Raw genomic sequence first — 14,138 nt, forward strand, 5'->3', positions numbered from 1 at the left:
GACATTCTTTCCAAAACACTTTTTTTACATTTATCAATATTAATAATTACTATCAAAGTATAGATTTGTTAGAATTCTAAGAAATTAGAAGGATAAACAATGAAACGTATTTCAAATGAAGAAGCCCAAAAAGAATTAGACTCTTTTACAAACAATATGCAATCAATTAATATATCAACCGTAAGTAAAGAAGGAGAACCTTTTGTTTCTTATTCTCCTTTTGTTGAAGACGAGGAAAGAAACTTTTACATCTTTATATCTACTGCTGTTGCTCATTCTCACAATATGAATGCCACTAAAAAAGCACATATTATGTTTTTGGAAGATGAAAGTAAGAGTGAGCATATTTATGCAAGAAGAAGAATGTATTTTCAAGCAGATGCACAAAAGTTTGAAGAAAACGATGAAAGAGAAGAAAAAATTCACAGCTTATTTAAAGAAAAATTTCAAGATAAAGTATCCTTTTTTTCAATGATGAAAGATTCAAGATTTTATAAACTAAGTCCATATAATGGAAATTTAGTTTTGGGTTTTGGTTCTGCTTACAAAATATCTCCTGATAGAAAAATCCTTTCATTAAATGATAAAGGACATTCATCATCACATGAAGAGGGATTAAAAAAACATGCAAAAGTTTAAAATTCTTTTATTCATTTTAAGTCTTACTCTTCTTGGTGCAAAAGAACATAGACTAGTAACTGTGGGAGGTAGTATCACTGAAACTGCAATTGCTTTGGGGCATGAGGGTGATTTAATTGGTATTGATTTATCCAGTATTTACCCAAAAGAAATTGTAAAAGATATTCCTAAAATCGGATATTGGTTGCAATTACCAAAAGAGGGAATATTATCGTTAAAACCAACTATGGTATTAGCAAGTGAAAGATCCAAACCTAAAAAATTCTTAAGTGTACTTCCCTCATACGGTATTACAACACATTTTATTTCTGATGGGGCAAGTATAGAATCAGCAAAAAAGAAAATAATGCAAGTTGCTCTTGCTTTAAATGAAAAAGAAAAAGCACAAAGAATTATTAATAGAATTGAAAAAAACATTTCTATCTTAGATGCTCACATTGCAAAACTTACAAAAAAACCAAAAGTTCTTTTCATTTTAAACAGAAGAAATGGAATGATGATGGCAGCAGGAAAAGAAACAAAAGCAGGAACAATGATTAAACTTGCAGGTGGAATTAATGCAGTAACTTTTAAACAATTCACTACTATTTCTGAAGAATCAATTCTGCAAATGAATCCCGATGTTATTATCTTTTCAAATAAAAAAAATAAAGATAATTTAAAAGATCACAGTATTTTGGCTACAAGTGCAGGAATAAATAAACAAATATTTTCTATGGACATGTTATTAATTTCTGGGTTCACCGTAAGAATAGATGAAGCCTTAAGTTCTTTAACGTGCATGTTAAATAAAAATGAATTAACTTTTTGCAAATAAAAATCAATGAAAAAAAATAAAAAAATAATTTTACTCTTTGTATTATTTATATTGATTGCGTCTTTTATTATTAACATTAGCATTGGAGCTTTTGATATAAGCTTTTCTGAGATAATAAATACTCTTTTAAAGCCTGAAGAAAATATGATTAATCATAAAGTACTTTTTGATATACGAATTCCCAGAATACTCTTAGGCTTACTTGTAGGTATTGCTTTTGGGGTATCTGGGACTATGATGCAAACATTATTTAGAAACCCTTTAGCTGATCCTTCCATTATTGGAGTATCAGCAGGAGCATCAGCAGGCGTTGTCTTGTTTATGATGTTGGGTTCTTATTTACCTCTTATTTTCACCCAAGGTACTTTGTCTTATTTTTCACTTCCATTAAGTGCATTTTTTGGTGCTATTATTACTATTGCTGCTATTTATAAATTAGCAACAATTTATAATAAAGTAGCCGTTACCATTATGCTTTTAGCTGGAATTGCAATTAATTCTTTATTAGGTGCACTTATTGGACTTTTTTCTTATGTTAGTACCGATGAAGAGTTAAGAAGTTTTACTTTTTGGACCATGGGAAGTTTGGCCAATGGAGAAATGCTTAATATTATGGTGATTTTTCCTATTGTACTTTTTGTTTGTTTTTTTGCAATGAATAAAAAAATAGAGTTAAACTTACTTTTATTAGGAGAAGAAGAAGCTAAAAATGTAGGTGTTAATACAGAGCGCTTAAAAAAACAAATAATTGTATGTGTATCTTTAGCTATTGGGGCAAGTGTTGCTTTTTGTGGAATTATTGGTTTTGTAGGCCTTGTCGTACCCCATATATCAAGAGCAATTGTAGGCTCAAATCATAAGTACCTCTTACCACTAAGTGCCCTACTTGGAGCTTTTATTCTTATTTGGGCAGATGCAATAGCCAGAAGTATTATTTCTCCTGCTGAACTGCCTATTGGTATTATTACTGCAATATTAGGTGCTCCATTTTTCTTATTTTTACTTATGAAAAACAAACAAAATACTTTACTATAAAGAACAATAATGTATGAAATTAAAAACTTAACGTATAAAATACAAAAAAAAAGCATACTAAAAGATATTTCTTTAGATATAAAAGCCAATAACTTTTTAGCTATTGTAGGCCCAAATGGTTGTGGAAAATCTTCTTTGTTAAAAAGCATTAATGGTGCTATAACTTTATTTGATGGCAGTATTTTTTTAGATAAAAAAGATATCGCTTCTTATTCGCCAAAAGAATTAGCTTTAAAACGATCCGTTTTAAATCAATCTTTTTCATTTCCTTATAGTTTTAAAGCCATAGAGATTATTGAAATGGGTTTATATTCTTATGAGCTTGAGTATAAAAAGAAAAAAGAACTCTTAGCTTATATTATTAATAAACTGGACATCTCATCCTTAGAATACAAAGATTATCAAGTACTTTCGGGTGGGGAGCAGCAAAAAGTACAATTAGCAAGAGTAGTGCTTCAAATTTATGTAAGCCCTTTAAAAGAAAAATATCTTTTTTTGGATGAACCCACTTTGAATTTAGATATTTATTACCAGTACAAAATTTTAGAATTAAGCAAAGAACTGGTTAAAGACTTAGGCATTGGAGTTTGTGCAATTTTACATGATTTAAACCAAGCCTATCACTATTCAAATGAAATTATTATGATGAAAGAAGGAGAAATTAAATACAAAGGAAAAACAAAAGAAATATTAAACAGTGAACATATTTATGAAATATTTCATGTAAAAAGTGATTTTATTTATTCAAAAACATTAAATAAAACAATTTTAGTGAATTCTCTTTAATGATTAAGAGAATCATTATTAATTAAATATTATAATTCAACAAATTAATTAATAATTAGTATATTTATTTTCAATTTCTTAAATCTTATTGAAAATATATCAATATTAATTATCAAAATTAGTATCAAAAGGAAAGCAGAATGAAAAAATTACAAAGTATTGTATTAAGTACAATTCTATCATCTACATTATTACAGGCAAATAATTTAGAAAAAGTTATAGTTACAGCAAAAACTAAACAAAACGTGGAAACAACAGCAGGCAGTATTACTGTTATTACCCAAGAGCAAATTAAACAAATGCATGTATCTTCTGTACAAGATATTTTAGTACAAACCGTAGGTGTAAGTTTGGGAGTAAATTCAAGTTCAATATCAGGAAGAGAATCTATTTCAATTAGAGGGGCTCAAAGTAAACATACCCTTATACTAATTGATGGTAAAAGAATTTCAGGAACAGATGCACAAATTTCTCACTCAGATTTTCAATACAATTGGGTACCAATTAACAGTATTGCAAAAATAGAGATTATTAGAGGCCCTATGAGTTCAATCTATGGTTCAAAAGCAATTGGAGGAGTAATAAATATTATTACCAAAAAATCCAATGAAAATTTTCATGGAGGAATTTCACTTTTAGGAGCAAACAGTTCAGCCAATGGTGGAAATGAAAGAGATATTTCTTTAAATTTAGGAGGTAAAATTTCTAAGAAATTAAAACTTTCTTTAGCTGCTGAAAACAAAGAAATAAAAGCAACATACAAAAAAAGTGATAATACAAAAATTCTAAGAGAAGGAAAAAAAATAAAAAACATTCTTTTAGATTTGGATTATAAGATTGATAATACTCAAAATATTTCTGCTTCTTATTTAAGAGGAAAAGAAATTAGAAGCAATACTGTTACACCTGGACATACAGGAATTACAACATTTTACGATGAATACTATGAGATAAACAAAACAAATTATTCCCTTGCTTATAAAAAGAACTTTTCAGATCTTACTATGGACATTAAATATTATATTAATCAATCTGATTCCCATACAGATCAATATAATTATACACATGAATTAAAAGACAGTGTTTTAAATACTGAATTTGCTATAGATATATTTGATAATCAATTCATTATTGCAGGATTAGAGTACAGAACAGAAGCATACGATAAAGTATATGATACAAGTTCTACTGGTGATTTTAGTGATAAAATTTCTTACAAGTCTGCTTATGTACAAGATGAAATTGAAGTTAATGATGCTTTAGTTTTAACGCTTGGCACACGTTATGATAAACATGAACGTTTTGGAGCAGAACTAAGTCCAAAAGCTAATATTGTATACAGCATAAATGAAAATCATAAATTAAAAGCATCTTATGGTCATGGTTTTAATGCACCTACCGTAACGGAAAACTCATCAAGTTATAAAGTAGGCCATGGTCCTAGTACCTTTTATCAAGGTAATGACAATTTAAAAGCAGAAAAATCTGATACCTACGAACTGGGATACGAATTTTATTTTAATGATATATCTTTCAAATCAGCAATTTTTTATACAAATGTAAAAGATTTAATTTCATCTAAAGTGATTAGTACTTCTCCTACAGTTAATCAGTACTCAAACATTAATAAATCAACAATGAGTGGAATTGAACTAGAATATTCACAAAAAGACTTATTTCAAGATCTTGATGTAAGTATTGCTTATGATTATTTAAGAACAAAAAATAAAGATACCAATAAAGAATTAACAAGAAAACCAAAACAAAATGTAGCTATGAATCTATCCTATGCTCTTCCTTATGGTATTCATTCAAATATGCATCTTAATTATACAGGAAGTCAATTAGATACTTCATCTGATCCCTTAGGTGGTTATACTACTTATTCCTTACAATTTTCAAAAAACTTTACAAAAAGTTTCTCAGGAAAAGTAGGTGTTGATAACTTAAGCAATAAAATTTTAAGTGATGAGAGCGATTATAATATTAAAGGTCGTTTACTTTATGTAGGACTTGATTACAGTTTCTAAAAAATAGATAAGCTTTTGCTTATCTATTTTATGATTAAGATTATTATTATCAATACTATTATAGAATACACTTATGAAAAATAAATTCACCTTAGTTTTATGTTTTACTACTGTTATGTGTTTACATGCAAGTTTTTTTATAACTATGAAAAAAACAGAAGATAGTATAGTAATACCTAAGCAAAATATTTTTAAAATATCCTTCCAAACAAATTATCTTGAAGAAAAAAAACACATAAAAGAAGAAATAAAAAAAGAACACAGTGCTAAACTTCTTAAACAAAAAAAAGTTAGTGAAAAAAAGTTAGTGAAAAATGCAAAAAGAAAAGTAATAAAAAATATTAAAAAAGATTTTGAAGTAAAAAAAACAAATAAAGCTCCTCATAAAAAAAAGATCGTAACAAAAACACTTAAAAAAATTAATAAACAAATAATAGAAGAAAAAATGGTAAAAAATTTACTGCAAAAAACCACAAAAAAAGAAATCCTATCTTCTAACGAAAAGAAAAAAATAAAAGAAAATTATCTCTCTAAAATTCAACAAAAAATAGAAAAAAACAAACAATATCCAAAAAAAGCAAGACGTTTACAACAAGAAGGAACAGTTGTTGTAGAATTTGATATTCATAAAAATGGTAGCATTCATTCTTTATATTTAAAAACAAAATCATCTTACAAAAGATTAAATAAAGCTGCTTTATTAACCATACAACAAATCATAAAATTTGAGCCAATACCAAAAGCACTCAATAAAAAAACATTAAAAATAACGATACCCATTTCGTTTATAATCAAAAATTCTTAGGAGAATAAATGGAAATATTAGACTATATACAAAGAGGTGGAATAATAGTATATATACTAATATTTTTAAATATTCTTGGTTTTACCATCATCTTGTGGAAATTAATTGTATTTACATTAATTAAATTTAAAAAAAGACTTATTGTAGAACATATTGTAAATAAACTCTCCCTAAGTACAAATAAGTTTGAGGAACGTTCTTTTAACAATCTTCTTAACAAAGAAATTTACGACTTAGAAACAGGATTAAATACAATTAAAATAATTGCATCCATTTCTCCTTTACTTGGTTTATTAGGAACTGTTATTGGAGTATTGAACTCTTTTGATGCTATATCAAAACTAGGATTAGGAAATCCAAGTATTTTTTCAGCTGGAATCTCTATTGCGTTAATTACGACTGTAGCTGGACTTATTGTATCTATTCCTCATTATATAGCTTATAATTATTTTATTTCTTCTTTAAATAAACTTGAACACAGTATTGAAGAAAGTGTGATAAATAAACTATGAGAAAAAGAGAAATGTTAGTTCCCGATCTAACGCCTTTAATTGATGTTGTTTTTATTTTATTAATCTTTTTTATTGTTTCTTCTGTTATAAAAAAAGAGGAATTAGTCCTTAATTTATCTTTGCCCTCTTCTAGTACAAAACTAAAAGTTACAAATGTAAAAGAATTTATTATTGAACTTAAAAACAATACAATCGCATTAAATGGAAAAAAAATTAGCAAAGATATACTAAATAAAGAATTAGAAAATATTAAAAATAAAAACTCCTCTATTCAACTAAGAATAGATAAAAAAACACCTTATGAAAATCTTATAAATATTCTTGACTCTTTGCAAAAACATGAACTAAATAACATATCATTAATTACTAATAAAATTAAAAATCCATAAATATCTTAAGCACAATTTTAGTACACTCCTTAAAACTACTAAAGGCTAATTATGCAAAGAACTACTATAGAAGATGCTCAAAAAGAACTTGTTCCTTTTTTAAATAATATTCAATCTGTATTATTATCAACTGTAAACAAAGAAGGAGAACCTTTCGTTTCTTATTCTCCTTATGTTGAAGATGAAGAAGGTAACTTTTACGTATTTATTTCTACTGCTGTTAATCATTCACACAATATGAGCGCAACAGGTAAAGCACATATCATGTTTTTAGAAGATGAAAGTGTAACAGATCATATTTATGCAAGAAGAAGAATGTACTTTAAAGCAGATGCAAGTGCATTTGAGCAAAACGATGAAAGAGAAGAAAAGATTCATAACTTATTCAAAGAAAGATTTGGTGAGAAAGTATCTTTTTTCTCAATGATGAAAGATTCACGTTTTTATAAACTAAGTCCAAAAGATGGAAACTTTGTTTTAGGTTTTGGAGCGGCATATAAAATTGCAAGTGATAGAAAAAGCCTAGAATTAAATGACAAGGGTCATTCAAAGTCACATGCACATGGACTTAAAAAAGGTGAAAACAAGTAGTTATCCCCACGTTAAAGGCATTTTATATGCCTTTAGCTCTTTATTCTTATTATAATCAATTCTTAAATTTAACTTAATTTTTTCTTTTTTTCTAAAATATTCCTATTTTTCTTATTATTTTGCTGGTTAATTTTTATAAATTTTCCTATGATAAAAGAAAGGAGAATATATGACAATCCTATCTTCACAAATAGAAATGAGCTCAAAGAGTTCAAAAGAGTCAAGTATGGAAGTACAGGTAAATGCTATTCATAATTTCAAACAAGATCTTTTACAATTAAGACAAAAAGAAAGTTCGAAGGAATTACAAGCATTAAACATAGAAACAAATATGTCTGAAATAACAAACAATGAACAAAACTTAAGCATAAAAGATTATGTTCAAAAATTTCTAATAGAAATTATAATGCAAACTTTTCTGAAAAAGGATGAAAAACAAAAACTTTTTCCTCTTGATGGATCTTGTATGTGCATGCAAGAAACACAAAACGATCAAAATAATCAAAGCGCTACAGAAATGCCTGACATTGATGCAATAAAATCCTCTTTTAAGTTTGAAAGTACTATTGAATACTACAGCAAAACGACTATTGATTTTAAAAGTAGCATTGCTGTAACTAACAATGATAAAACAATCAATATAGATTTAGATATTTCTTTTACACAAGAATTTTACGAAAAACACCATACCATGCTTTCTTATGAAGAAATGGTAGTTCTTGATCCTTTAGTAATCAATTATGGCAATGATGATGCAGGCTTTGATTCTTTAAGTAATATGAGTTTTGAATTTGATTTAAACAATGATGGAGAAATGAACAATATTCCTATGCTTAAAGAAGGTATTGGTTATTTAGCTTTGGATAAAAACAATAACAATAAGATTGACAATGGAAGTGAACTCTTTGGTCCTAGTACAAATTTAGGCTTTGAAGAATTAAGAGCCTATGATGAAGATGGTAATAATTTTATAGATGAAAATGATTCAATATATAAAAATTTAAAAATATGGAGCAGATCAGAAGAAAAAAATGAACTGATTACTTTATCTCATGCAGATATAGGAGCTATTTATTTAAATGATATTACTTCAAGTTTTGAATATAAAAAAGATTTAAGTAACAGTATTGCACAATTACAATCTTCGAGTATTTTTATTAATAATGAGGGAACTAAAGCAGGAATAGTATCTGCTTTAAATTTTAAAGCATAAAAAAAAAGAATAAAAAGTTTTACTTTTTATTCTTCATTTCTTTTTTCCAATCTTTTTCAAACTTTTTTCGTTTGGTTACAGATAGGTTTTCAATAAAAACATGTCCCGATAAATGTTCCATTTCGTGTTGCCATGCAACAGCTGGAAAATCTTCGGCTTCAATTTTTATAAGTTTGCCATTTCTATCATAATATTCTAACACAATATGCTGGGCTCTTTTAACATCTTCATTAAAACCAGGAATACTTAAACACCCTTCTTGAGAAATTTGTTCTCCGTCTTTATGGGTAATTTTAGGATTAATAGCTTCAATTAAATCTTCTTTATCTTGAAAATCTTCTTCATTGGGTAAAGAAATTATAAGAACATTTAAAGGCACAGATATTTGAATAGCAGCAAGACCAACGCCTGCGTATTCCATCATCGTATCATACATATCATCTAATAATGCATGCAATTTTTCATCAAAAACCAAAACATCCTGGGATTTTTTCCGCAAGATAGGATTGGGATAGGTTAAAACTTCTTTAATCATTATTTATGGCTTGTAATCACTTCATCAACTAAACCATATGCACAAGCTTCAGTAGCAGACATAAAGTTATCTCTTTCAGTATCTTCTTCAACTTTAGATACTTCTTGACCTGTTTGAGAAGCAATTAATGCATTCAATTCGTCTTTCATTCTTTGAATTTCAGCCGCTTGAATTTGAATATCAGTAGATTGCCCTTGAGCACCACCTGAAGGTTGGTGAATCATAATTCTAGCATGTGGTAAAGAATAACGTTTACCTTTTTCTCCTGCTGATAATAAGAAAGCTCCCATTGAAGCAGCTTGCCCTATACAAATAGTAGAAACATGTGCTTTAATATAATTCATCGTATCATAAATTGCCATTCCACTCGTAATAACTCCACCTGGAGAGTTTATATATAAGTAGATATCTTTTTCTGGATCTTCAGCTTCTAAGAATAGAAGTTGAGCCACAATTGTTGAAGCAACACTATCGTTTACTTCACCACTTAACATTATAATTCTATCTTTTAATAACCGTGAGAAGATATCATAAGATCTCTCACCTCGGCCAGTCTGTTCTACTACGTATGGAATGTAACTCATAATTATTTTCCTAATTTTTCATCTAATAATTTTGAAATAACTCTGTCTTCGATCATAGACATTTTAATAGCTGGTAAATACCCAGCTTCTTGATATTGTTTTAATACATCTTGAGGATTTTGTCCCATTTGCATTGCTTCGTAATAAATTACTTGAGATACTTCTTGATCATTAATTTCAACACCTTCAGCTTTAGCTAATGCATCTATAATAAATGTAGCTTTTACTGATTTAGCAGCGTCTTCTCGTAAATCGTCTCTCATCGCATCTACTTTTTTAGCATCATCTTGTAAAGCTTTTACTTCATCTTCTTTTAATTCTTTAACTTTATTGTTTAAAGCATAATTAACTTCTTGATCAACTACAGATTCTGGTAAATCAAATGCTAAACTTTCAACTAAAGTATCTAAATATGCAGGTTTTAACTCATCTCTGTAATATACAGATTTTGTTTCATTAACCATGTTTTCTTCGATTTTAGCAGTTAAAGTTGCAACAGTAGCATCTTTTTCATCTGGTAACATTTTAGCAGCGAATTCGTCTGTTAATTCAACTTCTTTTTTCTCTTGAATTTCAATTAATGTTACTTTGAATGTAGCTTCTTTACCAGCTAAATCTTTAGATTGGTACTCAGCAGGGAAAGTAACAACAACATCTTTAGTTTCTTCATATTTCATACCAATGATTTGATCTTCAAATCCTGGAATAAATGAGTTTGAACCAATTTGTAAAGAATGACCTTCACCTTTTCCACCATCAAAAGCAACACCATCAACAAAACCTTCAAAATCAATTAAAGTATAATCTTGATCTTTAACCATTCTTTTTCTAGCTATTTTAGTTAATTCTGCACCTTGAGAAGCGATTTCTTGTAATTTAGCATCTAAATCTTTTTTAGCAACTTTTTTAAGTTTAACTTCTGGAAGTAAACCTTTATAATCACCTAAATCAATTTGAGGTCTGTTAGCCACTTTGATTTCAATTTCAATATCACCTGAATCTTGTTTATCAAACTTAGAAATTGTAGGTTCTCCAATTAAAGCATCATCAGCAATTGCTAATTCTTTTAAAGCATCACTTAAAATAGCTCTTAAAGCATCACTCTCAGCATCTTTAACAAGTTTATCACCATATCTGGCTTTAACAATGTGTGCAGGTACTTTACCTTTTCTAAACCCTTGAATGTCCATAGTTTTTGCAGCTTCTTTAGCTAATTTATTGATATTTGTATCAATAACAGCCTTAGTAATAGTTGCAGTTACAACTGCATTAGCTGTATTAACTTTCTTTGCGTTAAATTCCATAAATTTACTCCATTAAATATAATTTATGCGATTTTACCTTAGATTTACTAAAGTCTTAATAAAATGTATTTTTTATATGTATATTTTGTATCTTATAAACAATAAAATTATCTTTTAAGGCATTATTCTTGACTTTTTTATATTCATACGTACTTTATATTTCTTTTTTACCGTTGATATTATTGACTTATTATATTTTGAGACAAAAAGACTCTTTTGAAAAACTTTTTAATCCCAAAATTTTACAGCAATTAAAAGTAAAAAATGCAGGACTAAGTCCAAAAACTAAAAATATTTTATTCTTGTTTACTTTGTTTTTATTTATTTTAAGTTTGGCACGTCCGGTTATGAATAAAGAAGAAAAAAATCTTTCTCAAGAAGTACATGCAATAGTTGTAGCAATTGATGTTTCAAAATCTATGTTAGCCCAAGATATATTTCCATCTCGTCTTAAAATGGCAAAACAAAAACTGCTTAATATCATTAAACAAAGTTCATCCAATGCAATAGGTGTGGTAATTTTTGCTAAATCTGCTTTTATTTTATCTCCTATTACACAAGATTTTACCTCTTTGAATTTTATTGTAAATAATTTTGATTCTGGTCTTAATTTTGATGCCGGTTCAAATATTTATGCCATGTTAGAAGCTTCAAATAAACTTTTGAAGAATTATCAATACAAAAATATCATTTTATTAAGCGATGGAGGAAATCAAAACACTTTTGAAGAAGAAATAGTTTATATCAATGAAAAAAAACTTAATCTTTATACCTTGGCACTTGCAACATCAAAACCAAGCCCTATTCCTATAAATGGTGCTTATTTAACGAATACAAAAGGCGAAATTATTACGGTTAAAAGAAATGAAAATATCAAAACGCTTTCTCTTCAAAATAAAGGTGCATATATAAATTATTCGCTGGATAACAGCGATATAGATGCTATTTTAAATGATATTTTTACAAACATAAAAAAAGACAGTATTCAATCAAAAAAATTCTTAATTTACACAGAGCTTTTTTATTATCCTCTAGCACTTGGAATGTTATTCTTATTGTTATGTTTTTCTTCTTTTCCCAAACGTACAATTATTTTCCTAAGTTTCTTTAGCTTACCTTATGACAATATTTATGCCAATACTTTTGAATTTTCATCCATACAAGAAGCAAAAGAAGCCTATGAAAAACAAGAGTATAAAAAAGCTCAAACACTTTATAAAAGTTTAAACACATCAAAAGAAGCGCTTTACAATCAAGGAAATGCTGCGTATAAGCAAAAACTATACAAAGATGCTATTTCTCTATACAAAGAAGCTAAAAGTGAGCAGAAGGAGCTTAATTACAAAACACTTCATAATCTTGGAAATAGCTATGTAAAATTAAATAAACTACAAGAAGCAAAAAAATCTTATGAAGAAGCCTTAAAAATAAAGGAAAATAAAGAAACAAAAGAAAATTTGGAAAAAGTCCTTGATGAACTAAAGAAGAAAAAGCAAAATGATAAAAATAAGAATAAAAATAAGAAAGAAAATAAAGATAAGAATAAAGAAAAAGAAGATAAAAACAACAAAGATAAGAATAAGAAAAACACTAAAGATAAAAAAGAAGAAAAAAGTGACAAAAAAAAACAGCAGGAAAAATCACAAAAACAAAAATCAGCAGAACAAAAAGATTCTATTTCTGATTTAGAAGAAAAAAAATGGTTAAAAGAACTCGAGAATAAACAAGTTCCTATTTTATTACGAAAAGTAAAATCAAAGAATCAAGAAAATGATTCTTTGAAGCCGTATTAGTAGTTCTGTGTTTTTCTCATTTGCATGAGTTCTTTTTGAACAGAGATATTAACTTCTTCATTGCCTTCAAAGTCTAAAGAATGATTTCGTCCATCGTAATCTACTGAATTTAAGATGATTTTTATAGCTTCTAAGCGTGCTACATGTTTATCATCACTTCTAATGATATGCCAAGGAGCTGAACGCGAATTAGTTCGTCTTAACATCTCATATTTTTTCTCAGAAAACTCATGCCACAAATCTTGCGCTTGCATATCTACTTCTGAAAACTTCCATTGTCGTAAAGGATCATTAATCCGGCGGTCAAAACGCTTTTTTTGTTCATCTTTAGATACTGAAAAGTACAGTTTTACCAAAATCATATTTTGACGAACCAGATCTTGCTCAAAATTAACAACATCTTCCATAAATATTTCATGTTCTTCTTCACTACAGAATCCAAAAATAGGCTCAACCATCGCTCTGTTATACCAAGACCTATCAAACAATACTGCTTCTCCACTTGTTGGAAAATGCTGTACATACCTCTGGAAAAACCATTGATTTCTTTGTGTTTCAGTTGGTTTACCAAGAGCAACAATACGGTAATGTTTGTTATTCATATAACGTGTAATTCGTCTAATTGCTCCCCCTTTTCCAGAAGCATCTCTTCCTTCAAATAAAATCATTAGTTTTTTATTGGCTGTTTCTAAATAACTTTGTAATTTAATTAATTCAATTTGATAGGGTTTTAGTACATCTGCATTGTAAAGTTTTTCAATACCTTCTTTTAAGGCTTTTTTATCCAATTTTTTAGCATTGCCTAATAATAATTTTAGTTCATTAAGCTCTGTAATCACATCATCATGATGGGATGAAGTTACAGTATTTATAGGTGCTGTAGCAACACTGTCTTTTACAGAAACAGAATCTTTAAATTCTTTCATTTGACTAACTGCATTTCTTCTTGTTAAATTGTCTTTTTTAGTGAATCCTAAAACTTTTACATATCTTTTTTTATTGTATTGAAAACGTACTATATATTTTTTTCCATAACTTGGATGAGTATCTTTAGAAATATATAATCCACTATAATTTGTTTTATCAAAATCGCCTAAGTTCATCT

15 protein-coding genes are annotated in these 14,138 nt (G+C 27.9%); 11 read left to right on the forward strand and 4 right to left on the reverse strand.

All coding sequences use genetic code 11. The features are described from left to right. The first annotated feature begins 99 nt into the window (after window positions 1-99). The 10 genes from HRT41_00435 (at window position 100) to HRT41_00480 (ending at window position 8,817) form a co-directional block, all read left to right on the forward strand. Window positions 100-639, forward strand: a complete 540-nt coding sequence (locus tag HRT41_00435; protein NQY22474.1) for a pyridoxamine 5'-phosphate oxidase family protein — start codon at window positions 100-102, stop codon at window positions 637-639. After that, window positions 626-1,456, forward strand: a complete 831-nt coding sequence (locus HRT41_00440; protein NQY22475.1) for an ABC transporter substrate-binding protein — start codon at window positions 626-628, stop codon at window positions 1,454-1,456. The genes HRT41_00435 and HRT41_00440 overlap by 14 nt, the downstream gene beginning before the upstream one ends. A 6-nt stretch (window positions 1,457-1,462) precedes the next feature. Next, entirely contained in the window at window positions 1,463-2,491 is a 1,029-nt protein-coding gene (locus tag HRT41_00445; GenBank protein NQY22476.1) for an iron ABC transporter permease, read from the forward strand. 9 nt (window positions 2,492-2,500) lie between these two features. Continuing rightward, complete coding sequence (locus HRT41_00450) at window positions 2,501-3,277, forward strand: ATP-binding cassette domain-containing protein (protein NQY22477.1); 777 nt, start codon at window positions 2,501-2,503, stop codon at window positions 3,275-3,277. 140 nt (window positions 3,278-3,417) lie between these two features. Next, window positions 3,418-5,307 (forward strand): TonB-dependent receptor, encoded by a 1,890-nt coding sequence (locus HRT41_00455; GenBank protein ID NQY22478.1) that lies wholly within the window; start codon window positions 3,418-3,420, stop codon window positions 5,305-5,307. A gap of 73 nt (window positions 5,308-5,380) precedes the next feature. After that, complete coding sequence (locus HRT41_00460) at window positions 5,381-6,112, forward strand: energy transducer TonB (GenBank protein NQY22479.1); 732 nt, start codon at window positions 5,381-5,383, stop codon at window positions 6,110-6,112. Between the two features lie 8 nt (window positions 6,113-6,120). After that, window positions 6,121-6,624 (forward strand): MotA/TolQ/ExbB proton channel family protein, encoded by a 504-nt coding sequence (locus HRT41_00465; protein NQY22480.1) that lies wholly within the window; start codon window positions 6,121-6,123, stop codon window positions 6,622-6,624. Then, window positions 6,621-7,013, forward strand: a complete 393-nt coding sequence (locus HRT41_00470) for a biopolymer transporter ExbD (GenBank protein NQY22481.1) — start codon at window positions 6,621-6,623, stop codon at window positions 7,011-7,013. Before HRT41_00465 ends, HRT41_00470 begins: the two co-directional genes overlap by 4 nt. 51 nt (window positions 7,014-7,064) lie before the next feature. Then, the gene (locus HRT41_00475; protein NQY22482.1) at window positions 7,065-7,604 is read left to right on the forward strand and encodes a pyridoxamine 5'-phosphate oxidase family protein; all 540 of its coding nucleotides are present in this window, start codon (window positions 7,065-7,067) and stop codon (window positions 7,602-7,604) included. A 169-nt stretch (window positions 7,605-7,773) separates the two neighbouring features. After that, on the forward strand, window positions 7,774-8,817 hold the full coding sequence (locus HRT41_00480; protein NQY22483.1) for a hypothetical protein: 1,044 nt from the start codon (window positions 7,774-7,776) through the stop codon (window positions 8,815-8,817). A gap of 19 nt (window positions 8,818-8,836) precedes the next feature. Here the strand turns inward: HRT41_00480 and HRT41_00485 are convergent, their stop codons facing one another. Genes HRT41_00485 through HRT41_00495 form a run of 3 tightly spaced genes read right to left on the reverse strand, consistent with a single transcriptional unit; the run spans window position 8,837 to window position 11,240 of the window. Next, window positions 8,837-9,352 (reverse strand): peptide deformylase, encoded by a 516-nt coding sequence (locus HRT41_00485; protein ID NQY22484.1) that lies wholly within the window; start codon window positions 9,350-9,352, stop codon window positions 8,837-8,839. After that, entirely contained in the window at window positions 9,352-9,936 is a 585-nt protein-coding gene (gene clpP, locus HRT41_00490; protein NQY22485.1) for an ATP-dependent Clp endopeptidase proteolytic subunit ClpP, read from the reverse strand. The genes HRT41_00485 and clpP overlap by 1 nt, the downstream gene beginning before the upstream one ends. 2 nt (window positions 9,937-9,938) lie before the next feature. Further along, entirely contained in the window at window positions 9,939-11,240 is a 1,302-nt protein-coding gene (locus HRT41_00495; GenBank protein ID NQY22486.1) for a trigger factor, read from the reverse strand. Between the two features lie 128 nt (window positions 11,241-11,368). Between HRT41_00495 and HRT41_00500 the strand changes: the two genes are divergently transcribed. Beyond that, window positions 11,369-13,033 carry a VWA domain-containing protein gene (locus tag HRT41_00500; protein ID NQY22487.1) on the forward strand — a complete coding sequence of 555 codons (1,665 nt, stop codon included), beginning with the start codon at window positions 11,369-11,371 and terminating at the stop codon, window positions 13,031-13,033. On the opposite strand, the gene ppk2 is transcribed toward HRT41_00500, so the two are convergent. Then, window positions 13,030-14,136 (reverse strand): polyphosphate kinase 2, encoded by a 1,107-nt coding sequence (gene ppk2 / locus HRT41_00505; protein NQY22488.1) that lies wholly within the window; start codon window positions 14,134-14,136, stop codon window positions 13,030-13,032. The two genes, HRT41_00500 and ppk2, sit on opposite strands and share 4 nt — an antisense overlap. Window positions 14,137-14,138 lie beyond the last annotated feature (2 nt).

The organism is Campylobacteraceae bacterium (genome assembly GCA_013215945.1).
Lineage (GTDB): Bacteria > Campylobacterota > Campylobacteria > Campylobacterales > Arcobacteraceae > NORP36.

Coding starts and splice junctions, on each gene's coding strand:
- HRT41_00435 (NQY22474.1), top strand. CDS start 100: ATGAAACGTATTTCAAATGAAGAAGCCCAAAAAGAATTAGACTCTTTT.
- HRT41_00440 (NQY22475.1), top strand. CDS start 626: ATGCAAAAGTTTAAAATTCTTTTATTCATTTTAAGTCTTACTCTTCTT.
- HRT41_00445 (NQY22476.1), top strand. CDS start 1,463: ATGAAAAAAAATAAAAAAATAATTTTACTCTTTGTATTATTTATATTG.
- HRT41_00450 (NQY22477.1), top strand. CDS start 2,501: ATGTATGAAATTAAAAACTTAACGTATAAAATACAAAAAAAAAGCATA.
- HRT41_00455 (NQY22478.1), top strand. CDS start 3,418: ATGAAAAAATTACAAAGTATTGTATTAAGTACAATTCTATCATCTACA.
- HRT41_00460 (NQY22479.1), top strand. CDS start 5,381: ATGAAAAATAAATTCACCTTAGTTTTATGTTTTACTACTGTTATGTGT.
- HRT41_00465 (NQY22480.1), top strand. CDS start 6,121: ATGGAAATATTAGACTATATACAAAGAGGTGGAATAATAGTATATATA.
- HRT41_00470 (NQY22481.1), top strand. CDS start 6,621: ATGAGAAAAAGAGAAATGTTAGTTCCCGATCTAACGCCTTTAATTGAT.
- HRT41_00475 (NQY22482.1), top strand. CDS start 7,065: ATGCAAAGAACTACTATAGAAGATGCTCAAAAAGAACTTGTTCCTTTT.
- HRT41_00480 (NQY22483.1), top strand. CDS start 7,774: ATGACAATCCTATCTTCACAAATAGAAATGAGCTCAAAGAGTTCAAAA.
- HRT41_00485 (NQY22484.1), bottom strand. CDS start 9,352: ATGATTAAAGAAGTTTTAACCTATCCCAATCCTATCTTGCGGAAAAAA.
- clpP (NQY22485.1), bottom strand. CDS start 9,936: ATGAGTTACATTCCATACGTAGTAGAACAGACTGGCCGAGGTGAGAGA.
- HRT41_00495 (NQY22486.1), bottom strand. CDS start 11,240: ATGGAATTTAACGCAAAGAAAGTTAATACAGCTAATGCAGTTGTAACT.
- ppk2 (NQY22488.1), bottom strand. CDS start 14,136: ATGAACTTAGGCGATTTTGATAAAACAAATTATAGTGGATTATATATT.